19 protein-coding genes are annotated in these 24,711 nt (G+C 66.8%); 7 read left to right on the top strand and 12 right to left on the bottom strand.

Annotated features, from left to right (window positions below):
• The first annotated feature begins 34 nt into the window (after positions 1–34).
• Positions 35–1,015 (top strand): glycosyltransferase family 2 protein, encoded by a 981-nt coding sequence (locus AC0685_RS36735; RefSeq protein ID WP_478229681.1) that lies wholly within the window; start codon positions 35–37, stop codon positions 1,013–1,015.
• Entirely contained in the window at positions 1,012–1,437 is a 426-nt protein-coding gene (locus AC0685_RS36730) for a GtrA family protein (protein WP_478229680.1), read from the top strand. Before AC0685_RS36735 ends, AC0685_RS36730 begins: the two co-directional genes overlap by 4 nt.
• Before the next feature lie 13 nt (positions 1,438–1,450).
• Here the strand turns inward: AC0685_RS36730 and AC0685_RS36725 are convergent, their stop codons facing one another.
• The 3 genes from AC0685_RS36725 to AC0685_RS36715 all read right to left on the bottom strand — a co-directional run bounded on the left by AC0685_RS36725 (position 1,451) and on the right by AC0685_RS36715 (position 6,232).
• Entirely contained in the window at positions 1,451–3,226 is a 1,776-nt protein-coding gene (locus AC0685_RS36725) for a hypothetical protein (protein WP_478229679.1), read from the bottom strand.
• Positions 3,227–3,736: 510 nt separating this feature from the next.
• Positions 3,737–5,632: an FG-GAP-like repeat-containing protein gene (locus AC0685_RS36720; RefSeq protein WP_478229707.1), complete on the bottom strand. Its 1,896-nt coding sequence runs from the start codon at positions 5,630–5,632 to the stop codon at positions 3,737–3,739.
• 111 nt (positions 5,633–5,743) lie between these two features.
• The gene (locus tag AC0685_RS36715; protein WP_478229678.1) at positions 5,744–6,232 is read right to left on the bottom strand and encodes a hypothetical protein; all 489 of its coding nucleotides are present in this window, start codon (positions 6,230–6,232) and stop codon (positions 5,744–5,746) included.
• A gap of 293 nt (positions 6,233–6,525) precedes the next feature.
• On the opposite strand from AC0685_RS36715, the gene AC0685_RS36710 reads away from it, so the two are divergent.
• The 3 genes from AC0685_RS36710 to AC0685_RS36700 all read left to right on the top strand — a co-directional run bounded on the left by AC0685_RS36710 (position 6,526) and on the right by AC0685_RS36700 (position 11,862).
• The gene (locus AC0685_RS36710) at positions 6,526–10,212 is read left to right on the top strand and encodes an ALF repeat-containing protein (RefSeq protein WP_478229677.1); all 3,687 of its coding nucleotides are present in this window, start codon (positions 6,526–6,528) and stop codon (positions 10,210–10,212) included.
• 14 nt (positions 10,213–10,226) lie between these two features.
• Positions 10,227–10,706, top strand: a complete 480-nt coding sequence (locus AC0685_RS36705; protein WP_478229676.1) for a hypothetical protein — start codon at positions 10,227–10,229, stop codon at positions 10,704–10,706.
• Between the two features lie 418 nt (positions 10,707–11,124).
• Entirely contained in the window at positions 11,125–11,862 is a 738-nt protein-coding gene (locus AC0685_RS36700) for a hypothetical protein (RefSeq protein ID WP_478229675.1), read from the top strand.
• Between the two features lie 142 nt (positions 11,863–12,004).
• Here the strand turns inward: AC0685_RS36700 and prfA are convergent, their stop codons facing one another.
• Both prfA and rpmE read right to left on the bottom strand, forming a co-directional pair.
• The gene (prfA, locus tag AC0685_RS36695) at positions 12,005–13,075 is read right to left on the bottom strand and encodes a peptide chain release factor 1 (protein WP_478229674.1); all 1,071 of its coding nucleotides are present in this window, start codon (positions 13,073–13,075) and stop codon (positions 12,005–12,007) included.
• Between the two features lie 81 nt (positions 13,076–13,156).
• The gene (gene rpmE / locus AC0685_RS36690; RefSeq protein WP_007028345.1) at positions 13,157–13,384 is read right to left on the bottom strand and encodes a 50S ribosomal protein L31; all 228 of its coding nucleotides are present in this window, start codon (positions 13,382–13,384) and stop codon (positions 13,157–13,159) included.
• 222 nt (positions 13,385–13,606) lie between these two features.
• Here rpmE and AC0685_RS36685 point away from each other — a divergent pair, with 222 nt between their 5' ends.
• Complete coding sequence (locus AC0685_RS36685) at positions 13,607–14,152, top strand: CHAP domain-containing protein (protein ID WP_478229673.1); 546 nt, start codon at positions 13,607–13,609, stop codon at positions 14,150–14,152.
• Positions 14,153–14,217: 65 nt separating this feature from the next.
• On the opposite strand, the gene AC0685_RS36680 is transcribed toward AC0685_RS36685, so the two are convergent.
• The 7 genes from AC0685_RS36680 to argS form a co-directional block, all read right to left on the bottom strand.
• Complete coding sequence (locus tag AC0685_RS36680; RefSeq protein WP_478229672.1) at positions 14,218–14,751, bottom strand: AAA family ATPase; 534 nt, start codon at positions 14,749–14,751, stop codon at positions 14,218–14,220.
• Positions 14,752–14,925: 174 nt separating this feature from the next.
• Entirely contained in the window at positions 14,926–16,935 is a 2,010-nt protein-coding gene (gene rho, locus AC0685_RS36675; RefSeq protein WP_478229671.1) for a transcription termination factor Rho, read from the bottom strand.
• Between the two features lie 419 nt (positions 16,936–17,354).
• Positions 17,355–18,236, bottom strand: coding sequence for a homoserine kinase (thrB, locus tag AC0685_RS36670; RefSeq protein WP_478229670.1), 882 nt, complete (start codon positions 18,234–18,236; stop codon positions 17,355–17,357).
• Positions 18,233–19,294, bottom strand: a complete 1,062-nt coding sequence (gene thrC / locus AC0685_RS36665) for a threonine synthase (RefSeq protein WP_478229669.1) — start codon at positions 19,292–19,294, stop codon at positions 18,233–18,235. Before thrC ends, thrB begins: the two co-directional genes overlap by 4 nt.
• Entirely contained in the window at positions 19,291–20,601 is a 1,311-nt protein-coding gene (locus AC0685_RS36660) for a homoserine dehydrogenase (RefSeq protein ID WP_478229668.1), read from the bottom strand. Before AC0685_RS36660 ends, thrC begins: the two co-directional genes overlap by 4 nt.
• A 3-nt stretch (positions 20,602–20,604) precedes the next feature.
• Positions 20,605–22,038, bottom strand: a complete 1,434-nt coding sequence (gene lysA, locus AC0685_RS36655; protein WP_478229667.1) for a diaminopimelate decarboxylase — start codon at positions 22,036–22,038, stop codon at positions 20,605–20,607.
• 6 nt (positions 22,039–22,044) lie between these two features.
• On the bottom strand, positions 22,045–23,700 hold the full coding sequence (gene argS, locus AC0685_RS36650) for an arginine--tRNA ligase (protein WP_478229666.1): 1,656 nt from the start codon (positions 23,698–23,700) through the stop codon (positions 22,045–22,047).
• Between the two features lie 203 nt (positions 23,701–23,903).
• Between argS and AC0685_RS36645 the strand changes: the two genes are divergently transcribed.
• Entirely contained in the window at positions 23,904–24,704 is an 801-nt protein-coding gene (locus AC0685_RS36645; RefSeq protein WP_478229706.1) for a DUF3105 domain-containing protein, read from the top strand.
• Positions 24,705–24,711: the final 7 nt, after the last annotated feature.

Raw genomic sequence — 24,711 nt, 5'->3', positions numbered from 1 at the left:
CGCCTTCTCTTGAAAACCGCACAGGGGGTATCCAGTGCCCGCGGACCACGACAGACGCCGGATCGCGTTCATCTTTCCCATCTACAACGAGGAAGAGAACATCGAACTCCTCCACCGCACGGTGGACGAGACGATCGCGCCGCTCGTCGACAAGTACGATTTCAGCTTCGTCTACGTCGACGACGGCAGCCGCGATCGGTCGATGGACCTGCTCACCGCGCTGAGCAGGCGCGACGCCCGCGTCACCGTGATCGAACTTTCCCGCAACTTCGGCCACCAGATGGCGGTCACCGCCGGGCTCGACCTGGTGGACGCGGACGCCGCGATCATCATGGACAGCGACATGCAGGACCCGCCGAGGGTTGCGCTGGAATTGATCGCCAAATGGGAAGAAGGCTTCGACGTCGTCTATGCGCAGCGTCGTTCGCGCCAGGACTCGGCGTTCAAGAAGCTCACCGCCGGCGCCTTCTACTGGTTCCTCCGGAAGATGGCGTCCGTCGAGATCCCCCGTAACACCGGCGACTTCCGGCTGATCGACCGCAAGGTCGTCGACGAACTGCGCAAATACCGCGAACAGGACCGGTTCCTGCGCGGGCTGATCAGCTACATCGGCTTCAAGCAGACAGCCGTCCTGTTCGACCGCGACAAGCGGCACGCCGGGGTGACCGGCTATCCCCTGCGCAAGATGCTCCGCTTCGCCGCGGACGGCATCCTCGGCTTCTCCGTCGCGCCGCTGCGGATGATCACCCGGCTCGGCTACCTGATCTCGCTGCTCAGCTTCCTCGGCATCCTGTACGTGCTCGGAGTCAAGCTTTTCGCGCCGACGACCGCCGTCCCGGGCTGGGCCTTCATCACCGCCGCGATGTTCTTCCTCGGCGGTATCCAGATCATCATGCTCGGGGTACTCGGCAGCTACATCGGCCGGACCTACTCGCAGGTGCAGAACCGCCCGCTCTACGGCGTCGCGTCGGTCCGCTCCGGTTCACCCGTCGACGCCGGGCAAGTCGCCCGGTGAAGCCGATCAGCGGCACCCAAGTGCGCTTCGGTGTCGTCGGGGTGCTCAACACCGCCGTCGACGCGCTCGGCTACGCCCTGCTGGCGACGCTCGGGGTCCCGATGTTCGTCGCGAACTTCATCTCGACCACGGCGGGCATGCTCCTGAGTTTCACGCTCAACCGGAACTTCACTTTCCGCGCGAAGGACGGCGACATCCGCCGTCAGGCCGTTCTCTTCTTCGCCGTGACGGCCTTCGGCCTGTGGGTCGTGCACGCCGCGGTGATCTTCGGGGTCACCAAGCTCTTCCCCGGGATCAACGTGCTCATCCCGAAACTGGGCGCCATCGCGGTCGGCATGGTGTGGAACTACGTCCTGTACAAGAAGATCGTCTTCCGGCAGGCAGTCGAACCCGCGGTGGTTCAGCCCGGTTCGCCGGGCTGAACCACCGCGGGGTTCAGCGGCGAGGCGCCCAGAAACCGACGAAACTTCCGCAGCCGACCCTGGCCCCGTTCAGCGTCTGACGCACTCGCTCCACCACGGGGGTGTAGTCGAAGGTGTGCGCATCGGGGGCCACGGCGGCGGGAACCGGACGGGCATCGATCAGCGAGGCCGTCAGGACGGTTTGGAAGAGAATGAGGTAGTCGCCTTCCCCGTTCAGGCGTTCCGCCGCCTCGACCATCCTTTGTGGAGCGTCTCCGGTCATCTCCATCGGGACGGGCCAGTCCATCGGCAAGGGATTCCGCACTCCGAACACGGGCGCGACGAACGCGTTGTCGGGCAGGACGGCCACCCGTGTGGCCGGATAGCGGTCGATGCAGTCACGGATCTGCGTGACGTAGGTGTGGACACTGGGGTTCGTCCGGACCCCGCGCATCGTCGGCACGACATCGCCGAGAGCGCGGGTCAGCTCGCCCTGCGGCCGGTCCGCGTACGGCGCCTTGTCGTGAGCAGCGACGACCTGCACAGCGACGAGGAGCACCACGATCGCGCCGATCGCGCCGGCGGCGACCCCGCGGATCTCCGGCAGATCGTCGCGTACCGCCAGTGCCACCACCTCCAGCGTGCCGAGCACGAGAACGCCGGTGATCAATCCCGGCAGCGGATAGCCCCAGGACAGGCTGGCCATCCACCCCAGTAGTGCGACGAGCAGGTACTGCCACGGCAGCCGTCTGCGGATCACCGCATCCAGCACAGCGGCGGTGACGAAGATCCAGAGCAGTTCCAGCTGCCAGGCCCCGGCATGGGCAAACGCGCCGTCGACCAGTACGAAGACGACCACAGCGACGACGCAGGCCGCTGTCACGACGCGCAGCGCCAGTCCCGTGATGCCCCACCGGGCCCTCGACGTCCAGGCGACCGCGAGCACAACCATGCCCAGCAGGACCGGCACCACGTACGTTCGCGGGTCGGCACGTAGTCCGCCGAGGTCCGCCGTCCAGAACCGGAAAAGTCCTTCTCCCCAAGCTCCGGTGCTCCCGGTCAGCTGCGCGATCGCCGAGGGCAGCCCGCCGGCGAGAGTGATCATGCCGAAGTACAGCAAGGGCGCCGACCCGAGCACGAGGACGTCGACGACCATCCGGCGCCACCGGCGAGTGCCCCCGGGGTGGAAGAACAGGATCAGCAGCCCGATCGGCGCGGCGAACATGAAGCTCTGCTTGACGATGACCGCGAAACCCAGACAGAACAGCCCGAGCCAGCGTTGCCATCTCGAACCGGAGCGGAGTCCCGCGTCGAGGAGCCACAGCCCGACAGCGACCAGGAAGACACCGTCGACGGTATGCCATGCCATCGTCGGATAGGTGTTCAAGCTGATCAGCGCCGCGGCGAAGACGAGACCGAGCCGAAGCGGCCCCCAGGTCAGCGGGGATGTCCCGGTCAGGAAGGCCACGAGCGCGAAGGTGGAGACGGTCAGCTGGACCATCATCACCCAGCTCGACCCGATCATCAGCGGCGCCGGGACGAGATAGTCCACCAAGTGCAGGTACGCCGATCCGAAGGGACGTGGCGCCAGGACGTCCACCTGGGGAATTTCACCGTGGAGGACCCGCCGGCTCTGCGCCAGGATGAAGCCCTGGTCACTCGGGTTGAACCCGAACCGGCCGATCCTGGCGACGACGGCGGCGCTCAACAGGAAGATTCCGCCGACGATCATGATCGCCCGCGGCCATCGTCTTCGCTCGGCGACAGGAGGAGGCGTCGCCGCTCCGCCCTCGATGACCTCGGTCAGCAAAAGAAACCCCCAAAGAATGCCCGGCAAGGTGCGTTCGCGGTTCGGCGCGAATCAGCCGATTCAGTTCCTGACAACCGTACTCGATGCCCACTGTGCCGATCATGCGAATAACAGTCGTCACGACCGTATCCGCGAGTGTCGAAACCGAAGATTTCGCTGAACGCGGCCCCTTGGTGAACGAATCATCGACCTGTCGGACGTTCCCAGGTACGATTTCCTTCACGCGCGGCAACCGATGTCGATCGCACGAGCACACCGAGCAGGTGAGCATGTCCGCCCGGGCCATCCATACCGGACTGAAGGATGCAGCCAACGCCTCCGCGGCAGCATTCCGGCAAACTCATCCAGGGATCCGAATTCCGCCGAATACACCAGGCGCGGGTACGAATTCATTACCGAACTTGCCCCTCCGGGTAATCGAGCAGGAGACCTCGACCCATCTTGCGGGGCGGCAAAAGACGATGTCGGGCAGGCGAGTAGCGACCCGCCTGCCCGACAGAGATGAAACGGTCAGAAACCGAGTGCGAAAGCCCTGGGTATCGGCACCTCTTCACCGAAGGCGAAATCTCCGTGCCAGCGGACCGAGGCGCCGACGAACTGCACACCATCGGACGCCGCCACGTACACATCCGCCCCCGAACCGCGCGTGTAAGTCGCGATATCGGCCTTGCCGTCGCCGGTGAAGTCCCCGATCGCGGGCAACTCCGTCCCGTACGCGAAGTTACCGTGCCACCGCACGCCGCTTCCGACGAACGTCGTCCCATTGGAAATCGCCACGTAGACGTCAGCCGCCGTACCGCGGGTGAAGACCGCGATGTCGTCCTTACCGTCGCCGTCGAAATCGCCCGAGGCCGGGATCTCGTCACCGAAAGCGAAGTCCCCGTGCCACTGCAAGGAATTGCCCACGAACTTCCCGCCGTCCGACAACGCGATGTACACGTCGCCCGTCGTACCGCGCGTGAACGTGGCGATGTCGTCCTTGCCATCGCCGTCGAAATCGCCCACGACGGGAACTTCGCCACCGCCGGCGAACCGGTCGTGCCACTTCACGCCGTTGCCCACGAATTTCGTGCCGTCCGACAACGCGACGTAGACGTCGGCCAAGCTCCCACGCGTGAAGACCGCGATGTCGTCCTTACCGTCACCATCGAAGTCACCGACCGCGGGGATCTCCTCACCGAAGGCGAAATCCCCGTGCCACTGCTGCGAGTTCCCGACGAAACTGCCACCGTCGGACAGCGCCACATACACGTCACCGAGCGCCCCTCTGGTGAAGGTCACGATGTCGGTCTTGCCGTCCCCGTCGAAGTCACCGGCGAGCGGCACTTCGTTGTTCATCGCGAACCGCTCATGCCATTTGACCGAATTGCCCACGAACTTGGTGCCGTCGGAGACGGCCGCGAAGACATCCGCGGTGGCCCCTCGGGTGAATACGGCGAGGTCATCCTTGCCGTCGCCGGAAAAGTCGCTCACGGTGGGAACCGGCGTGGTCGCCGAAGTCGGGTCGGTCATCAAATCCGTACCGCCGGCAAGCGTCGTGACAACTCGGTAATACAAGGTCTTCTTGGCCGGCAGGGACTTGTGCGTGAAGCTGGTTCCCGTCGTCGAACCGATACGACGAGCTTCGGCCACCGGGACCTGGGGCTCTTCTCCCGCGTAGATCCGGTACGTCAACTGCCCTTGGCCCGCGACCGGAGTCCAGCTGATCTTGATCGCGTGGTCGACGGCCTTGGCCGACGCGACGAACGTCTGCTGGCGAATCCACCCGGCGAGGTCGTCGGTGCGGGTGGCCGTCGTGCCCTGCCGCGTCTCCGTCACACCAAGGCATCCGTGCTGCCAGGAAGCGCCCACGACACCGGCCAGTTCGAACCTGCCCGCGTTCTCACGGAAAACCGGACCACCCGCGTCACCCTTGCAAGCGTCCGCGCCGTTGTCCCCGGTGAGCGGGACCTCGGTCGCCGTCGGCGTACCGACCGTGAACAACGCCGAATGCAGCTTGTCCGGGACCCATTCGGTGGCGGTGCGGCCATAACCCGCCAGCCGCAACTTCTCGCCACTCGCGGCGGCGGTACCCAGCGACACCGGCGCGATGTCGTTGATCGCCGTGTCGAGCCTCGCGAGCATCACCCCGCGGCTCGGGTGCGCCACGAGATTCGTCACCTTGGCGACCTTGCCGGCGGTACCGGCGAGATCGGTCCGGCCCACCGTCACCGTGGTCGCCTTGATGGGCGCCCCGCCCTGCGGGTTGCCGGGAAAACAGGTCGCCGCCGTGATGACCCACTCCGACGCAACGAGGGCACCGCTGCAGGCGGCGCCTTCCATGTTGATCTTCGCTGCAAAGGTATAGCTCCCGTCAACTGCCGGGGCCCCACCGGAGACCGCGTTCGCCGGCGCGAGAACGCACATGCCGAAGGCCACCACAAGTACAGCGACAGCCGAGCATCTGAGATATTTCATTTCTTCCTCATTATTCGATACCGCCTCGAAATTCGACAGAAGACCACGATTTTCGAATGCTCACGCCGACGTCTTGAGTTCAAGCAAGGTCGCGCCATCTCCGGCATTGATCGGAGTCCAGAGATTTTTCTTGATTTCAGTGTCCCGTGGCGCACCTCCGGCAACACTGACCGTTGCGATGGCCGCATGGTCGTCGCCCTTGATCGAGTAGACCTCGGGAATCGACATGCTCAGATAGCCGACGGCTCCGGTCACCTTGAAGCAAATCGGATCAGCAAAGGACGAACTGGACAGAACGATCTGACCGGCGCCACCTGGTGAACAGTCGACGAGGAGAATATGCCCATCGCCCTTGAGTAGAGTTATTCCGCGGTCGGCCAGAATATTGGCCGCACCCGGATAGGAAAAGTCCTCGACAAGCGATCCGGCATCGTTCTGAACTCGCACCTCCGACCCGGAAGCCTCACCACCAGCGGCCGCCGCCGCGCCACCCAGGAGACCCAAGACAGCAGCCGAACAAACTAGTATCGCGGCAGAAAGATAACGCATTACCACCCCTGTTCATCACACCGAAGGAATTCGACGGGAAGGCTACTCGGACAGGCAGTCACACGGGAACACCTCCCGAAAACCGTTGAATCACACCCCAAACCACTACCGACAGCCTCCCGCCCAGATGGATGCTAGCGCAGGTGTAGACCTATTGATAGATTCCTCAATGGGCCGAAAAACAACACGGCAACACGCAACCGAGGCCGAACGGGCTATCCATTACACCAAATGGACCATCTTTAACACCAGGGGGAACACCTGTGCGCGTAAGAGCGTGTCTCAGTATCCTTATGGCCTACATCACACTCATCATGGGCGTCGGACCGGTAACGGCTTCCGCCGCCGAATCGATTGACAGCATCGCCGCAAACGACGGTGAACGTGCGCAGACACTCGCATTGTTCAAGTCGGGCGGCCGGGTCGTCGCGCGGGAAGCAGAATTCGCACTGTTGGGTACAGATGCGGATGTTCATCGCTTCTTGGCCGAACGGCGGCCAGTCGCCACCGAGCACGATGACCGAATTGCCCTGAATCAGCTTATGGCAAGGTCGGGACCTGCGGTCCGAGCCGCGGGTAGCGCGGCCTTGAGCGACTCGATCGCCGCCGTACGGACCTTCCTTGACTCAGGGTGGCGCTCCCCTTGGGAAAACGACCAGCGCCGGCTCCTCAATCAGATCATGGCGCGGGCCGGTGCGCAGGTGATCAAGGCGGGCGACGCCGCCCTCAAGGGGACTATCGACGATGTCGTGGCTTTCCTGCGCACCGGTCAGTACGTCGCTCAAGACAAAGACGACCGGATCCGCGTCAACAAGATCTTGTACGCATCGGCTGTTGGCTCGGCCGTGTATCAAGCCTGCCAGCGGGTACTGAGCGGAAACGCCGACGACATCCGCGAATTCCTGCGCAGTGGCTGGCAGGTTGCCGTGCAGCGCGACCAGGAGACACTCTCGGTCGCCGGATTGGCCGAGTTGGCGGCCGACGCTCAGCGACGCGCCGCAGAGAGCACCGACGCCGCGAAAGAAGCGGCGGACCAGGCGGTCAGTGCGGCACAGAAGTCACGGGAGGCGGCGGAACTCGCTGCCACTGAGGCCACGGCCGCACAAGGTGACGCGGCACGAGCCGGTCAGGCGGCGACACGGGCGGCCGAAGCCGCCAGCGCCGCGGCCGCTTCCGCCCAGACCGCGATCAATGCGGCCGGGCGCGCCAACGATGCCGCACGGGTCGCAGCGAACGCCGCGGGTCAAGCGGCGATCGCCGCTTCTCTGACCGAGAAGGCGGCGACACGAGCACACGACGCCGCAGCCGGTGCGGCGAGAGAACGCGGCAAGGCACATGATGCCCGCGTGGCCGCCGAGGCGGCCAAGGAAGTGGCCGTGAACGCTACGGCTGCGGCCGCGGCGGCGGACGCGGCCGGCAAGGCCGTTCTTGAGGCGGGCAACGCCTCCACCGCAGCCGGCAATGCCGGTGACTTTGCCGACAAGGCGGCGAAAGCCGCCGAACAGGCCGCGACAGCGGCACGAGCGGCCGGCGCGAACGCCGACGAAGCGGAACGCGCCGCGCGGCGCGCACGCCAAGCGGCAGCGGAGGCAAGAAGGGCGGCTGCAGCCACTCAGTCGCTGGCGCAACGAGCGGCACAAGCGGCGTTCGAGGCGCGTGACGCCGCCAACTCAGCCGCAGGACATGCCGTCAAGGCAGCCGAAGCCGCCCTGCTCGCAGCGGAACAGGCCGGTGAAGCCGAGAAGGCCGCCGAGCGGTCGGCGGCAGCGGCTGCGGAGGCCGACAAAGCCGCGAACGCGGCGAGTGCCGCCGCGGTCAAGGCGCACACCGTGGCCGACACGGCGCGACAAGCCGATGTCGAGCGATTGGCTCAGCAGGAATCTCAAGGGATTCGCGATGCGCAAGACGCAGTGCTGGCAGAAGCCGCGGAAAAGGCCGAGCCGACGTGGAAACCCGGCGAGCGAGAAATCATCGATCCCGACACTCAAGCTCTGCTGACAGCAGCTAGCCAAAGCAGCACTCCCCCGGAGACCTTGCTCTTCAAGACACGTCAAGCCGCACTTCGGTTGCTCACTCGAGGTGGCCCATGGGTGCAGGTAGCGGCCGAAGACGCCCTGAGCGGGACCGCCGCGGGGGTCAAGGAGTTTCTCACCGCGGGGTTGGCCCTGGCCGTAGAACAAGACGACCGGGCGAGCATCGGCGTCATCATCCGCTCCACCACCAAACCACCGCAGCGCGCCGCTGCGATCGCCGCTGCCGCCGGTAGCCATGATGCGGTCAAGGAATTCCTGCGCACGAAGTTCTACCCCGGCAAGCCCAATGACGACCGCCAAGAGATCAATCGCATCATGGCGGCCGCGGGCGAAGGCACTGTGGTTCACCAAGCGGGTAGCGAAGCGCTGACAGCCGAACTGAACGGGGACGCCGACGCTCTGCAACGGTTCCTGGAACACGGGCGGTACGTCGCGGCGAAGCAGGAGGATCGCAAGGCTGTCAACCGCGCCTTGGCGGCTGGCGGCCCGGAGGTTCGAGCAGCCGCACAAGCGGCCCTGTCCGGGCCCGACTCCTATGTGACGTCGTTCCTGCAAACAGGACTACCGAAGGCACAGCTCCGAGACTCCGACACCGCGACCCATGTCTCACAGATAGCCAGCTATCTCGCCAGCGCCGACCAGTCAGCCGCCGCCGCACGCCAGAGTGCCCACCTGGCCGCCGAGCAAGCCGCGATCGCCCGGAGCGCGGCGGACGAGGCACATCAATGGAACGAGAAGGCACAAGCCTCCGCTACCACGGCCGCCGCAGCGGCGAAGCGGGCGAAGGAATCGGCCGATGCGGCGCAGCGATCCGCCGACGAGGCAGCCGCCTCTGCGAAGCGGGCTCGTGACGCGGCGGCGGCCGCGGGCAAGAGCGCTCAGCGTGCGAGCGCGTCTGCTGCCTATGCGTCGTCTCAGGCGACCTTCGCTCGCACGAAGGCAGCGGAAGCAAAGCGGTCCGCGGACGACGCACGCACCGACGCGACCGAAGCCGGCAAGGACGCGGAAGCCGCGGCACGGGCCGCCGAGGAAGCCCGTACGGCGGCTGCGAGGTTTACGCAGGTCGGGGAGCAACGCGAAAACATCGGCGACGTGCCCGACGAAAACGCAATCAGTCAGTTCGGCGTCGACAGGCAGCCTGAGAATCTTCGCGACAATCCCAAGACGCACGGCCTCGAAAATTGCAAGCCGAACGGCCTGGACATCGGCGGTGGTCCGCCGATCTACATCTGTGATATCACCATCGAGCACCACATCACGGGCACCATGCGCTACTTCACCTTCCAATGCCCGCCTGGCGCCACCCAGCGTGAACAATGCACACGCGTCGAGATCGGCACGAGCCCCATCGATTTCGTGTACACCGAGCACACAAAGCTCAAGTCCTGGGAAGTCGTCGGCGACGCGCTCGTGGCGATCGGCAGGGCGCTGATCGACGACTTCGTCAAGTGCGCGAACGACAAAGGATGGGCGCAGGCAGAAGGCTGCGCTTGGATTGCCGCGTCGATGTTCATCCCGGTGCGGATAGCCCGGCTCGGCAAGGTAATGGCGATCACTCCCACCAAATTCGCCGCGACAAGCAAAGCGTTTGATGTTTCCTTGTCCGACGGCACCATCTTCATGACAACTCTGAGCGAAACCGGAACTCTCGAAATAGTTGTCGAAGTCGGAACAAAGCACCAAGGCATAGGCGGAACCCTCGTCCAGTCCGCATTTGATCACTTCGGAGCAAAGGTCAAACGAGTCGGCGGCAAATGGAATACAGGCTTGCGCGACAACTTGGATACATTTAATCGACTTCTTCGCGAGAACTACACTCCAGAAAATGCGGCGCGCGCCACGTTTACCGGCAAGCAGGCGGGAAAATACGGGTTCACGGAAGTTGAATTCGTAAAGCGCGTTGGCGAGTACGGCAACTACACGGACGTGGAAGTCTTGTTCAAGTAGGATACCCTGGAGCGATGATGGACGTGCTACTCGACTTCGCAGGCAAAGGCAGGTTAGGGCCGATTCATACCGGCATGAAACTTCAGGAAGCCACCAGACTCCTGGGTCCCGGTTCGCCTCATCCGGCGATCCGCATGCTCGGCTCGAAAGCAGACGAGTATCCCTATCCGTATTCGTGGGCAAATCTGTCGCTCGACGTTGCGCGCGGGCTCGTCACGGCGATCCGGCTCAGGCTGGAACCCGGAGACTCTTTTACAATTCCAGCACCACTGAACGGGAGCTCTCCGGATTCGAACATTTCGAAAGAGGTTTTCCTGGCAGCCCTCAAAGAAAGGGGCTACCTCTACCAGGAATACGCCGACCTAACTTTTGAAAAACAATCCGCATTTCAGGTTCAGGACACCAAAGTGGTGGCCAGCTTCTTCGAGTACCAACAGTCCGATCACATCGAGAAGAAAGGCTTCTACCTGACCGGGATGTATCTGGAGTCATGATGGGTCGTCGCCTGGATTTCGCGAGCTCTGGCGTTCCGTGACAGGAGGGCGTCCGACAGGCGATTCACCTGCTCGGCGACAGCTCGACGGACATCCATACGGCTGGGATTGCCCGCGATCAAATTTCGTCCAGCCAGCTCGAGACGTAGCCCTGCGAAACTATCGCTGTCGCCTGAACTCGGGGCGGCAGATCGGCAACCGGCTCATTCCCGGGCATGTGGTGATCGCCACGCGCCCGGGAACGAGCGTTGCGGACAACTGAAGATTACGACGCGAAATTCGTCGAAGCCGACCCCGCAGTCGTTACTCCCGAAGACCGTTCGCGGACATGGGAACAACCTGGGGCACCGGGCGCGTTCCGAACGTTGGCCGTAAGCTGGGCGCAGCTGTCGTCACCGAAGGAGCCTGCGGACCAGTCATGGATTTCCGAGAGACGCGAGTCGTCACGCGGTTGTCCGCGAATATCGAGACCGACGATTTCGCGGCGGCCGCTGGGTTGGGTGAGCGCTTGATCGGCGAGTTCGAGGCCACCGAGGTGGAGATCTGCCGAGCGAGCCCCGGAGGGCGACTGAGGGGCTACTTGGTCTCCGTCGGTTATCGCACACTGCCGTCGGGCGGCGAGGAGCCTGCCGAAACCTTGCATCGCGCCGCCATGCCTGCGCTTTTCCACTTCGGACTGAATGCGGCGTTCTTCGAAATCCACGGGACGCCGGATACCGGTCACTATGGAAGCTACGACGCCGGCGACACGCAGCTCGACGGTTTCACACTCTATTCGCTCATGACGACCTTCGGTGGCACCGATCCCCGTGAACCGGCTTATGTTCCTCGGCATGATTTCACCCCGCGAGCGGACACCGACGTCATCTTGCGGGTACACCTCTACGTGCCCACCGACGACCTGCGGGCAGCCATACGCCTGTGTGGCGCGACCGCGACGGATCTTTCGGCGTCCCTGATCAGGATCAGCACGGACACGGGCCCTTGCGAGGCGGTGCTGTTATCGGCTTTCCCCGCGGCCGCCGGGGAAACCGGCGCGGAAGCACTCAGCCGGGTCGAGGACGATGTGAACGGCCGTCTTTCACAGGTAGGCATGTCCGTGCGGGCCATCCACACGGGCCTGGACGACGATCCGTTCTCCACGGAACCTGGTTAGCGGGCCTTCCCTTCCCAGCGAGAGTGCTCCAGGCGTTTCCGCATCGGTGCGCTGCTGATCACCGAAAGTCCTCTAGGTGGCGGTCGCAGCCGTCACCGGAAGAATCCACGGGCGAGCACGACGATGCCGCCCGGCACCGGAATCAGCCCGCGTGGGCCGCGAGCCGCTCTTCGCGGTCCGCGGTGATGAGCGCGTCCAGCACGCCGTCGAGATCGCCGTCGAGGACCTGGTCCAGGTTGTACGCCTTGTAGTTCACCCGGTGGTCGGCGATGCGGTTCTCGGCGAAGTTGTAGGTGCGGACCCGCTCGGAGCGGTCGACGGTGCGGACCTGCGAGCGGCGCGCGTCCGACGCCTTCGCGGCGGCTTCCTCCTCGGCGATCGCCTGGAGGCGGGCCTGCAGCACCTGCAGGGCGCGGGCGCGGTTCTGGATCTGCGACTTCTCGTTCTGGCACGAGACGACCACGCCGGTCGGGAGGTGGGTGATCCGCACCGCCGAGTCGGTCGTGTTCACGCTCTGGCCGCCGGGGCCGGACGAGCGGTAGACGTCGATCCGCAGGTCGTTCGGGTCGATCTCGACCTCGACGTCCTCGGGTTCGGGGTAGATGAGCACGCCGGACGCGGAAGTGTGGATGCGGCCCTGCGATTCGGTGGCGGGCACGCGCTGCACGCGGTGCACCCCGCCCTCGAACTTCAGGCGCGCCCAGACGCCGTCGGCCTCGGCGGAACGGCTCTTGATGGACACGGTGACGTCCTTGAAACCACCGAGGTCCGAGTCGACCGAGTCGAGCACCTCGGCCTTCCAGCCGTGACGCTCGGCGTAGCGCAGGTACATACGCAGCAGGTCGCCGGCGAACAGCGCCGATTCCTCGCCGCCTTCACCCGACTTGATCTCCATGACCACGTCGGAGCCGTCGTACGGGTCGCGCGGCAGGAGCAGTTCAGTGAGCTTGGCTTCGAGCACGGGGATCTTGGCGGAGATCTCCTCGGCCTCGGCCGCGAAGGCCGAGTCTTCAGCCACCAGTTCCTTCGCCGTCTCGAGGTCTTCACGGGCGGTGTCGAGCTCGCGGACCGTCTTGACGACGGGGCTCAGCTCCGCATACCGGCGGCCGAGCTTGCGGGCGCGCGCCTGGTCGGCGTGCACGGACGGGTCGGCCAGCTGCTCTTCCAGCTGGGCGTGCTCTTCGAGCAGACCCTTCAGCGAACTCGAATCCACCACTCCACCTCTCAACGGACCCTGATAGAACCATGAAAAACGGCGCCTACCCGGACATGCGGGTAGGCGCCGTCGTTCAAGCTACTTGGCGTCTTCGGCCTTCTTGCGCTTGCCGTAGCGAGCCTCGAAGCGCGCGACGCGGCCGCCGGTGTCCATGAGCTTCTGCTTGCCGGTGTAGAACGGGTGGCAGTTCGAGCAGATCTCGACGTGGAGGTTGCCGGAGGTCTTGGTGCTGCGCGTGGTGAATTCGTTGCCACAGTCACAGTTCACGTGCGTGACCACGTACTCGGGGTGAATACCGCTTTTCATGGTGTCCTCTCTCGTTGGCCCCGGGTCCCCGTGCGGGGTGAACCGGTGCCGGACTTCAGCGGATGATTTTGCCAGATGTGCTGGCAGTGGCGTCAACGCACCCCACCCCCGGCATATTCCACTACGTTGAGTTATCAACTATCGACATCCAGTTGTACGAAATTTGTACTTGATCACGCGATGCTCCGCCTGTTGGTGATTCCTCAACAGGAGGTACTGATCATGCGCACCATCCTCGCCAAGGTGGCGAAGCCGGCCTCCGTCGCCGCGCTGGCCATCGCGGCCCTCGCAGTGGCTCCGGTCGCAGGAGCCGCTCCGGCCACCCCCGAAACGGCCGCCACCATCACCGCCGCCGACATCAACCCGGCCGCCGGGACGTTCACCACTCTGTCCGACGGCGACCTGGCCATCCAGGGCGCCGGCGACGGCACGCCTGCCGGCGCCGTCCAGTGGTTCAAGAACCGCATGGGCTCCACCGCGTACCAGGGCCTCTGCGAGAAGGCCGTCGAGAACGCGTACGGGACCACCGGCGTCTGGGCCTCGGCCAACGCGCACTGGAACGGCGCGAGCCCGAAGCACACGACCGGGACGCCGCCGAAGGGCTCCTTCGTGTACTGGAACATCAGCCAGTGGGGCCACGTCGGCATCGCCGACGGCTCCGGTGGGATCTACGCCTCCAGCATCGGCGGCAAGATCGGCCACGCGTCGAGCGTGCACTACTTCAACAACTACCGCGGCTGGACTCCCGCTGCGGTTCCGCACCGCTGAGCCATCGCTTGGACCGCCGTCCGTGAAGGCCTCCTTCCCTACCCTGAGAGTAGGGAAGGAGGCCTTCACGGACCTTCGATCGACGCAAACCAGCGCTTCGTCGTGCGCGGCGAGGTCAGCCGCACCACCGGCACCGCCGGATCCGCGACCCAGCCGCGGATCGTGCGCCGTTTGCGCGCGAACGAGCGGAAGTGCCACACGATGATCGAGTCGCCGGAGAGCATGCCCCGCAGCGTCTCGACGTTGCCGTTGCAGATCCGCCGACGGGTGACACACCGCACCACGGTCCGGCGCACCAGACGGCTCAGCGAAACCCAGCGCGGATAGTCCAGTGCGACGACCAGTTCGGCGCGGGGCAACGCGATGTCGCGCCATTTGGCGAACATCCCGTCGATGACCCAGCGCTCCCCCGCGACCAGCGCGCCGATCCGGCGTCGCTGCTCGTCGTCGGGGACGGGCACCCAGCCTGGCTGCCAGGCGAGTTCGTCGTCGACCGAATGGCACGGCAGCCCGGTCCGCTCGGCCAGCTTTCGCGCCAGCGTCGACTTACCCGAGCCGGTGACCCCGTACACGACGATGCGCCCCGGCACCGAACCCACGGCTTCCTCCCTGCATGGACCGCCGTCCGTGAAGGCCTCCTTCCCTACCCTGAGAGTAGGGAAGGAGGCCTTCACGACCTCACCTCGCTGACATACGCCCCGAGTACATGAAGGCCCCCTTCCCTGCGCCTGGCGCAGGGAAGGGGGCCTTCATGTACTTACCGACCGAAAAGATCAGTCGTCGTCGTTCGAGCCGAGGGCCGTCTTCGAGACCTGCATGAGGAACTCGATGTTGGTCTTCGTCTTGCGCAGTCGCGAGATCAGCAGGTCGATGGCCTGCTGCGAGTCCAGCGCGTGCAGCACCCGGTGCAGCTTGTGGGTGACCGCGAGCTCGTCCGGCGAAAGCAGCAGGTCTTCCTTGCGGGTACCGGACGGGTTGATGTCCACCGCGGGGAACACGCGCCGCTCGGCGATCTTCCGGTCGAGCTTGAGGTCCGCGTTCGCGGTGCCCTTGAACTCTTCGAAGATGACCGTGTCACCGGTGGACCCGGTTTCGACCATCGTCGTGGCGAAGATCGTCAGCGAACCGCCGTTCTCGATGTTGCGCGCCGCGCCGAGGAACCGCTTCGGCGGGAACAGCGCCGTCGAGTCGACACCACCGGAGAGGATCCGGCCGGACGCCGGGGCCGCCAGGTTGTACGCACGGCCCAGACGGGTGATCGAGTCGAGCAGCACGACGACGTCGTGGCCCATCTCGACCAGGCGCTTCGCCCGCTCGATGGCCAGCTCCGCGACCGAGGTGTGGTCGGACGGCGGGCGGTCGAAGGTCGAGGCGATGACCTCACCCTTCACCGACCGCTGCATGTCGGTGACCTCTTCCGGACGCTCGTCCACGAGCACGACCATCAGGTGGCACTCGGGGTTGTTCGTCGAGATCGCGTTCGCGATGTCCTGCATGATCGTCGTCTTGCCCGCCTTCGGCGGCGACACGATCAGGGCACGCTGCCCCTTGCCGACCGGCATCACCAGGTCGATGACGCGGGTGGTGAGCTTGTGCGGCTCGGTTTCGAGACGCAGCCGCTCGTTCGGGTACAGCGGCGTCAGCTTGGTGAACTCGGGACGACGCTTGGACTCGTCCGGCTCCAGGCCGTTGATTGAGTCGACACGCACCAGCGGGTTGAACTTCTGCCGCTGCTGCTCGCCGTCACGCGGCTGGCGCACGACACCGGTGATGGCGTCACCGCGGCGCAGGCCGTACTTGCGGACCAGCGAAAGCGAGACGTACACGTCGTTCGGCCCGGCGAGGTAGCCCGAGGTGCGCACGAACGCGTAGTTGTCGAGCACGTCCAGGATGCCCGCGACGGGCAACAGGACGTCGTCCTCGCGGATCTCGGTGTCGGGCGAACCGCCCTGTTCCCGGCCACCGCCGGAACCACGGCGGCGACGGTCGCGGAAGCGACGGCCGCGACGGCCGCCTTCCTCGTCGTCGTCGCCCTGCGGGCCCTGCTGGCCCTGGCGCTGGCTGTTGTCCTGGCCGCCGCCCTGCTGGTTGCGCTGGCGGTTGTCCTGGCCACGGCCGTCGCGGTTGCCCTGGCGGTTGCCGCCCTGCTCACCACGGTCACCGCGCTCGTTCCGGTCACCACGGTCACCACGGTCACCGCGTTCGCGCTGGTCACCGCGCTCGCCACGGTCACGCTGTTCACCGCGCTCACGCTGCTGACCGCCCTGCTCGGGCGAACCCGCGGCACGGTTGGAGCCGCGGCGACGACGGTTGCGGCCGCCCTCTTCCTGCTGCGGCTGGCCGTCCTGCTGGGAGTTCTCCTGCTGCGCGGGCCGCTCGGCGGCGGGCGCGGAGCCGTTCTCCGAGACCTTCTCGGTCTTCTCGGCGCGAGGAGCCTCGGCCGGAGCTGCTTCGGCCTTCGGGGCTTCCTGCTTCGGGGCCTCCGTCTTGGGCGCTTCGGCCTTGGGGGCCTTGCGCGGTGCATCGATCCCCTCGAGCGGAAGCGTTTCGCTCGCCGCGGCGGGGGTCTTGCGCTTGGTCTTGCCCTGGCGCTCGCGGATGGCCGCGATCAGATCGCCCTTGCGCATACCCGTGGTCTCGCCGATGCCAAGGTCCCCAGCGATCGAGCGCAGTTCGGCGACGGTCTTGCCGGTCAATCCGCCGACCGTGCGCTTGGGAGCGACGGCGCCGTTCGACTCGGCGGCGCCACCTTCGACGTCGCTCAAAAGATCGGTGTTGCTCACAAATGTCCTTCCTGACCGATCCACGCCTCCAGGTGGATCAGCGGACCGCCGCTCGCGTCCGATTGCGAAACGGCGTAATTGGCCCCCGATACGGGCGATCAGCTCCTCGGCCGTGTTGAACACAGCTAGAAGGCCTCCAGCACAGGGATTTGCGTCCTCCAAACGGAGGAAGCGGAATTCGGCACCGCCGGAACCGGGAACCCGCCTGCGTCCATCCGCTACTCCCCGCTTGCCAGGCGGTGTACGGAACTGGCGGATCAACGAAGGATGCGGGCCAAGGATGACACTGGTCACCTGGACCGGCACCGGGTGCGGAAACGCACGGTGATCGAACGCCCCCGAGGGTAGACCGCGCCACGGTCCGGTGCAACAACCACCCCCCGCGTGGCGGGATGGGGCTCCGGCCTGTGACCGAGGCTTTACTGAGCCGCAACCTGAACGCCGCCCGGATCGATCGGCAGCTCGGTGACGTCGAAAGACGTAACGTCGACGCCTGCCGGGAGTATTCCCCCGGTGGTCAGCGCGAGCACGGTCGGACCGGCTCCGGAGATGGCCGCGGCCACCCCTTCGGCCCTCAGCGCGCGCACCAGTTCACTGCTCGCCGGGTACGCGGGCGCCCGATAGTGCTGATGGAGCCGATCTTCGGTCGCGGAGAGCAACAGGTCCGGGCGCGAGGTGAGCGCGTGGACCGCGAGCGCCGCGCGGCCTGCTGTGAAGGCCGCGTCGGCGTGCGGGACCTGGGCGGGGAGGAGCCCGCGCGTGGCGTCGGTCGAGGACCGCAGCGCCGGGACGGCGACCACGGGCCGGATGTCGTGGTGCGGCTGGAGCCGTTCGGCGCGGAACCGCTCGCCCTCGGTCCAGGCCACCACGAAGCCGCCCAGCAGGCTCGCCGCGGCGTTGTCGGCGTGTCCCTCGAACCCGGCGGCCAGCTGCAGCGCGTCGTCGTCCAGGGCCTTCTCAGCCAGCGCGTACGCCGCCGCGACACCGGTCACGACGGCGGACGCGGACGACCCGAGGCCGCGGGCGTGCGGGATGGCGTTGAAGCAGCGCAGGTGCAGGCCCGGCGGGCGGAGGCCGAGGTGCTCGCAACCGCGCCGGAAAGCGCGGACGACCAGGTGCGACTCGTCGGTCGGGACGTCCTCCACCCCGCCCGCGCCGACGTCGATCACCTCGATCTTGAGCCCGGCGTCGGTGATCCGGAGTTCGACCCGGTCGTACAACGCCAGCGCGAGGCCGAGTGTGTCGAAGCCGGGGCCGAGGTTCGCCGACGACGCCGGGACCTTGACCTCGATCAGCGTCATCGCAGGTCCAGCGCGGCGGCGACGGCGGTCGGGTCGACGGCGAGCGGCTCGACCTCGACGTTGCCCTCCAGCGCCGTGGCCGGGTCCTTCAGGCCGTGTCCGGTGACGGTGCACACGACCGTCGAGCCCTTCGGCAGGCGCCCGTCGGCGGCCGTGGCGAGCAGACCCGCGACGCTGGTCGCCGAAGCGGGCTCGACGAACACGCCTTCCTTGCGGGCGAGCAGCCGGTACGCCTCGAGGATCTTCTCGTCGGTGATCGCTTCGAACAGGCCCGCGGACGCGTTCTTCGCCTTCATCGCGCCGTCCCAGGACGCGGGGCTGCCGATGCGGATCGCGGTCGCGATGGTGTCGGGATCGGCCACCGGCTCGCCGTGCACGAGAGGCGCGGCACCGGCCGCCTGGAACCCGAACATCCGCGGGGTGTTCTTCACCACACCGTCGCCCGCGTACTCGGAATACCCGGCCCAGTAGGCGGTGATGTTGCCCGCGTTGCCGACCGGCAGGCAGTGGATGTCCGGCGCCCGGCCGAGGACGTCGCAGATCTCGAACGCGGCCGACTTCTGGCCGGCGATGCGCACCGGGTTGACCGAGTTGACCAGGGTCACCGGGTAGTCGATCGCGGTCTTCTGCGCGAGTTCGAGGCAGTCGTCGAAGTTTCCGTCCACCTGGAGGATCCGCGCGCCGTGCTGCACCGCCTGGGCGAGTTTGCCCATCGTGATCTTGCCCTGAGGCACCAGCACCGCGCAGGTGAGCCCGGCACGGGCCGCGTAGGCGGCGGCCGACGCCGACGTGTTGCCGGTGGAGGCGCAGATGACGGCCTTGAGCCCGCTGGCGAGCGCGTGCGTGATGGCGACGGTCATCCCGCGGTCCTTGAACGACCCGGTCGGGTTCACGCCTTCGACCTTGAGGTGGACCTCGCAGCCGGTCAGTTCCGAGAGGTGCGGGGCGGGCAGCAGCGGGGTGTTGCCTTCGCCGAGGGTGATCACCTTCGCGCCGGACGGCACCGGGATCCGGTCGGGATAAGCCTGGATGATCCCGGGCCACGGTTGGGGAATCACTGGTCTTCGCCTTCCACGCGCATCACACTGACGACCTGGTTCACCACATCGAGTTCGGCAATGTCGTCCACAGTGGACCGCAATGCCGCGTCCGGCGCCAGGTGGGTGACCACGACCAGGCTGGCCGTGTCGTTCGCGTCGCGCTGCCGCACCGCGGCGATGCTGACACCGTGCCCGGCGAACGCCTGGGCCACCTGGGCGAGGACGCCCGCTCGATCGGCCACGTCGAGACTGACGTGGTACCGCGTCGGCGTCTGGCCCATCGGCCTGACCGGGAGCGCGGCATGCGCGGATTCGCGCGGGCCACGTCCGCCGACGACCCGGTTTCGAGCCACCGCGACGAGGTCGCCGAGCACGGCACTCGCGGTCGGCGCGCCACCGGCGCCCTGACCGTAGAACATGAGCTCACCAGCGGCGTCGGCCTCGACGTAGACGGCGTTGTACGCGCCGCCGACCCCGGCGAGCTGGTGGTTGCGCGGGATCATCACCGGATGCACGCGCGCCGAAACGGACTCGGTGCCGTCGTCGGCGGTCACACGCTCGCAGATGGCGAGCAGTTTCACCGTGCGGCCCAAGACATTCGCCGCGGTGAGGTCCGACGCGGTGACATCGGCGATGCCTTCGCGGTGCACGTCGGACGCGGTCACCCGGGTGTGGAACGCGAGAGAGGCGAGGATCGCGGCCTTGGACGCCGCGTCGTAACCGTCGACGTCGGCGGTCGGGTCCGCCTCCGCGTAGCCGAGCCTGCTCGCCTCTTCCAGCGTTTCCGCGTAACCGGCGCCGGTGGAGTCCATCGCGGACAGGATGTAGTTGGTGGTGCCGTTGACGATGCCCATCACGCGGGTGATGCGGTCGCCGGCCAGCGATTCGCGCAGCGGGCGCAGCAACGGGATCGCCCCGGCCACGGCCGCCTCGAAATACAGGTCCACGCCCGCCGCGTCGGCGGCCTCGAACAGCTCCGCGGAATGCTCGGCGAGCAGCGCTTTGTTCGCCGTGACAACGGATTTCCCGGCCTTGAGCGCGTCGAGCAGCCACTGCCGCACCGGCTCGATGCCGCCGACCAGCTCGACGACGACGTCGACGTCCGGGGAGGTGACGAGCTTCGTCACGTCGGAGGTCACCAGTTCCGGTGGGAGCTCGGGGTGCTTGTCGGGGCGCCGCACCGCGATACCGGCCAGCTCCACCCTGGCGCCCGCCCTCGCGGCGAGCTCCCCTGCCTGCTCGGTGAGCAGCCGGACCACCTCGCCGCCGACCGTCCCGCAGCCCAGCAGGGCGACCCTGATCACGCGTTCGTCCACAGTAGACACTTGCTAGACCTCCAGGCGCAGCATGTCGTCCGTCGTCTCCCGCCGCAGCAGCACGCGGGCGCTGCCGTTGCGCACGGCCACCACCGCGGGCCGCGGCTGCCGGTTGTACCCGCTGGCCATCGAGTAGCAGTACGCCCCGGTGGCCGCCACGGCGAGCAGGTCGCCGGGAGCAAGGGTGTCCGGGAGCCAGCAGTCACGGACGACGATGTCGCCGGACTCACAGTGTTTTCCCACGACCCGGGACAGCGCGGCGGCAACCTGGCCGTCCCCGTCGTCGTCCGCGGACCGGGATACGAGACGGCAGTCGTACACGGCGTCGTAGAGCGCGGTGCGGATGTTGTCGCTCATGCCGCCGTCGACGCTGACGTAGCGGCGGGCGGCCTTGTCGCCGAGCGAGACGTCCTTGATGGTGCCGACCTCGTACAGCGTGATCGTGCCGGGGCCAGCGATGGCGCGGCCCGGCTCGCCGGCGATCTTCGGCACCGGAAGGCCCGCGTACTCGCATTCCTTGCGGACGATCTCGCGGATCTGCGTGATCATCTGCGCGGGCGGGGGCGGGTTGTCCTTGTCGGTGTAGGCGATACCGAAGCCACCGCCGAGGTCGACGATCGACAACTGGTCGAGCAGATCGGTGCCGTGCTCCTTGGCGAGTTCGGCCAGCAGGCCGACCACGCGGCGGGCGGCGACCTCGAAACCGTCGGCGTCGAAGATCTGCGAACCGATGTGGCTGTGCAGGCCGATCAGCTTGAGCGACGGCGCGTTGAGCACGCGGCGCACGGCCTCGGCCGCGTCACCGGACGCCAGCGAGAAACCGAACTTCTGGTCCTCGTGCGCGGTCGCGATGAATTCGTGGGTATGCGCCTCGACGCCGACGGTCACCCGGATGAGGACGTTCTGCACGACGTCGTGCCGGGCGGCGACGTCGGCCAGCCGCGCGATCTCGTGATAGGAGTCGACCACGACCGTGCCGACGCCGGCTTCGACGGCGGCTTCCAGCTCGGGCAACGACTTGTTGTTGCCGTGGAAGGTGATCCGCTCCGCCGGGAAGTTCGCGCGCTGCGCGACGGCGAGCTCGCCGCCGCTGCAGACGTCCAGGCTCAGCCCCTGTTCGGCCACCCAGCGGGCGATCTCGATGGACAGGAACGCCTTGGACGCGTAGTGCACGAGCGCCGGGTCGTCGAACGCCTCGGCGTAGTCGGCGCATCGGGACTTGAAGTCGGCCTCGTCGACGACGAACAGCGGCGTGCCGTATTTCTCGGCGAGCTCGCGGACGTCGACACCGGCGATGCGGACGACGCCGTCACCGCCGCGGAAAGTGTTGCGGGGCCAGACTTTCGGGTACAGCCTGTCGAGTTCTTCGGGACTCGACGGCGGGAAACCGGAGGCGTCGGCGTGGGGGTAGACGTCGGCGTGGCGGGGGCCCGCGGGGTGAGCCATTCTTCGTTACATCCGTTCCGGAGCAGAGACACCGAGCACGTTGAGGCCGTTCGCCAGCACCTGGCGGGCGGCCTGGCACAGCGCGAGCCGGGCGAACGTGAGGGGGGTGGCCTCCTCGTCGCCCTGGGGAAGGACACGGCCGACGGTGTAGAACTTGTGGTACGCGCCGGCGAGTTCTTCGAGGTACCGGGCGACGCGGTGCGGTTCACGCAGCTGTGCGGCCCGGCGGAGGACGGTCGGGAATTCGCCGATCGTGCGGATCAGATCGCCCTCGGCGGGCAGCGTAAGCAGGCCGAAGTCGACTTCGCCATCGGTTTTCAGGCCCAGGTCGGAAGCGTTGCGCTGCAACGAGGCCAGCCGCGCGTGGGCGTACTGGACGTAGTAGACCGGGTTGTCGTTGGAATGCTTGCGCAGCAGGTCGAGGTCGATGTCCAAAGTGGAATCGACCGAGTAGCGGATCAGCTCGTAGCGGGCCGCGTCGACGCCGACGGTGCCGACCAGGTCCTCCATGGTGATCACGGTGCCGGCGCGCTTGCTCATCCGGACGGGTTTGCCCTCGGAGACCAGGTTGACCATCTGGCCGATCAGCACCTCGACGACGGCCGGGTCGTCGCCGAACGCGGCCGCGGCGGCCTTCAGGCGGGCGATGTAGCCGTGGTGGTCCGCGCCGAGCATGTAGATGCAGAGATCGAAGCCGCGCTTGCGCTTGTCCTGGAAGTAGGCGAGGTCACCGGCGATGTAGGCCGGGTTGCCGTCCTTCTTGATGACGACGCGGTCCTTGTCGTCACCGTGCTCCTTGGACTTGAGCCACCAGGCACCGTCTTCGAAGTACAGGTTCCCGGAGTCCTTCAGCTGCTGGACCGAGGACGCCACGGCGCCGGACTCGTGCAGCGAGTTCTCGTGGAAGTAGACGTCGAAATCGGTGCCGAAATCGTGCAGGCTCTGCTTGATCTCGGTGAACATCAGCTCGATGCCGACCCGGCGGAAGGTCTCGGCCCGCTCGTCGTCGGGCAGCGAGAGCGCGCTCGGCTCCTGGCGGATGACCTCGGCGGCGATGTCGTTGATGTAGCCGCCCGCGTAGCCGTCCTCGGGGGCGGGCTCGCCCTTGGCGGCGGCGATCAGGGACCGGACGAAGCGGTCGATCTGCGCGCCGTGGTCGTTGAAGTAGTACTCGCGGGTGACCTGGCCGCCCTGCGCGGACAGCACGCGGCCCAGCGCGTCGCCGACCGCGGCCCAGCGGGTGCCGCCGAGGTGGATCGGGCCGGTCGGGTTCGCCGAGACGAACTCGAGGTTGATCTTGACGCCCGCCAGCGCGTCGCCGAGGCCGTACTTCTCCCCGGCGTCGAGCACCTGCTGGACGATCTGGCCCTGCGCGTCGGCCGCGAGCCGCAGGTTGAGGAAGCCCGGCCCGGCGACCTCGGCCGATTCGATGCCGTCGGTGGCCGAAAGCGCCTCGGCCAGCGCGTCGGCGAAGTCGCGGGGCTTCATGCCCGCCTTCTTGGCCACCTGCAGCGCCAGGTTGGTCGCGTAATCGCCGTGCTCGGGGTTGCGGGGACGCTCGATCGTCACCTTCTCCGGCAGCACGGAATCGTCGAGGCCGCGCGCGGCGAGAACCTGCACGGCGGAGTTACGGACCAGGTCGGCGAGAGCTGCGGGAGTCACTCGCGGAATTCTAGGTGTGACCTGGTCCGGGCTTCGCAGCGACCGCCGGAAGGTGTGAGCCAAGCCGGTGATCTTACGGCTGTTCACGGTGATCAGACGCGCGGTCTCTACACTGGCCCGCGCAGGGACCACCCCTTTCGGAGAACGCAGGAGCCATGGCTAACGGGACAACCAGAAAAAAGGGCGCGTCGTCGAAGAACGCCATGAAGGCCGCCCGTAGTTCCGTCGTGTCCAAGAAGGGCACGCCCTGGGGCACGATCATCGCCGTCGTCGCGATCGTCGTCCTGGCGGCCTCGGTGGTCACCTACTACATGGTCGCTTCGGCGCCCAAGCGCGAGCAGAAGACCCGCGAAGAGGCCGCTGCCGCCTTCGCGCCCTCGCAGCAGGACCCGGACCCCTCGAAGCGCATCCCCGGGGTGACCACGGCCACCTACGAGGGCTCCGTCCACGTCTCGGCCGCCGAGCGCGTCAACTACGACAAGACCCCGCCCTTCGGCGGTCCGCACGACCAGGCCTGGGCCGCGTGCAACGGCGTCGTCTACGAAAAGGCCGTCCGCAACGAGAACATGGTCCACGGTCTCGAGCACGGCGCGGTCTGGATCGCCTACAACCCGCAGCAGGTCACCGGCGAAGCGCTGGACCTGCTGAAGGTGCGCGTCGAGGGCAAGCCGTACATGGTGATGTCGCCGTACCCGAACCTGGACAAGCCGATCTCCGTGCAGTCCTGGGGCCACCAGCTCAAGCTGGACTCCGCCTCCGACGAGCGGATCGACCAGTTCGTCGCCGCGCTGCGGACCAACCCGTTCGGCGCGTACCCCGAGCGTGACGCCACCTGCGACGCGCAGATCGAGCCGGGCGACTTCGACCCGACCCCGCCGGGCCCGGACGCGAAGCCGATGGACTACAAGGGCACCGCGGGCACGGAGCAGGACCAGCCCGGCACCGGCCAGAGCGGCGTGCCTTCCGTGCCCGCCACCCAGCCCTCGGCGCCCGCGAGCAAGTAGTGAGCCA

It is taken from the genome of Amycolatopsis sp. NPDC043889 (assembly GCF_056435645.1).
Note: the sequence above shows the minus strand (reverse complement) of the source record. Positions and strands in the feature narration are given on the sequence as shown.

Excerpts from the sequence above, each read along its gene's own strand:
- thrB (WP_478229670.1), bottom strand. The coding sequence starts at position 18,236 with ATGACGCTGATCGAGGTCAAGGTCCCGGCGTCGTCGGCGAACCTCGGC.
- AC0685_RS36720 (WP_478229707.1), bottom strand. The coding sequence starts at position 5,632 with ATGTGCGTTCTCGCGCCGGCGAACGCGGTCTCCGGTGGGGCCCCGGCA.
- AC0685_RS36715 (WP_478229678.1), bottom strand. The coding sequence starts at position 6,232 with ATGCGTTATCTTTCTGCCGCGATACTAGTTTGTTCGGCTGCTGTCTTG.
- AC0685_RS36645 (WP_478229706.1), top strand. The coding sequence starts at position 23,904 with ATGAAGGCCGCCCGTAGTTCCGTCGTGTCCAAGAAGGGCACGCCCTGG.
- AC0685_RS36685 (WP_478229673.1), top strand. The coding sequence starts at position 13,607 with ATGCGCACCATCCTCGCCAAGGTGGCGAAGCCGGCCTCCGTCGCCGCG.
- AC0685_RS36710 (WP_478229677.1), top strand. The coding sequence starts at position 6,526 with ATGGCCTACATCACACTCATCATGGGCGTCGGACCGGTAACGGCTTCC.
- lysA (WP_478229667.1), bottom strand. The coding sequence starts at position 22,038 with ATGGCTCACCCCGCGGGCCCCCGCCACGCCGACGTCTACCCCCACGCC.
- AC0685_RS36700 (WP_478229675.1), top strand. The coding sequence starts at position 11,125 with ATGGATTTCCGAGAGACGCGAGTCGTCACGCGGTTGTCCGCGAATATC.
- AC0685_RS36705 (WP_478229676.1), top strand. The coding sequence starts at position 10,227 with ATGATGGACGTGCTACTCGACTTCGCAGGCAAAGGCAGGTTAGGGCCG.
- rpmE (WP_007028345.1), bottom strand. The coding sequence starts at position 13,384 with ATGAAAAGCGGTATTCACCCCGAGTACGTGGTCACGCACGTGAACTGT.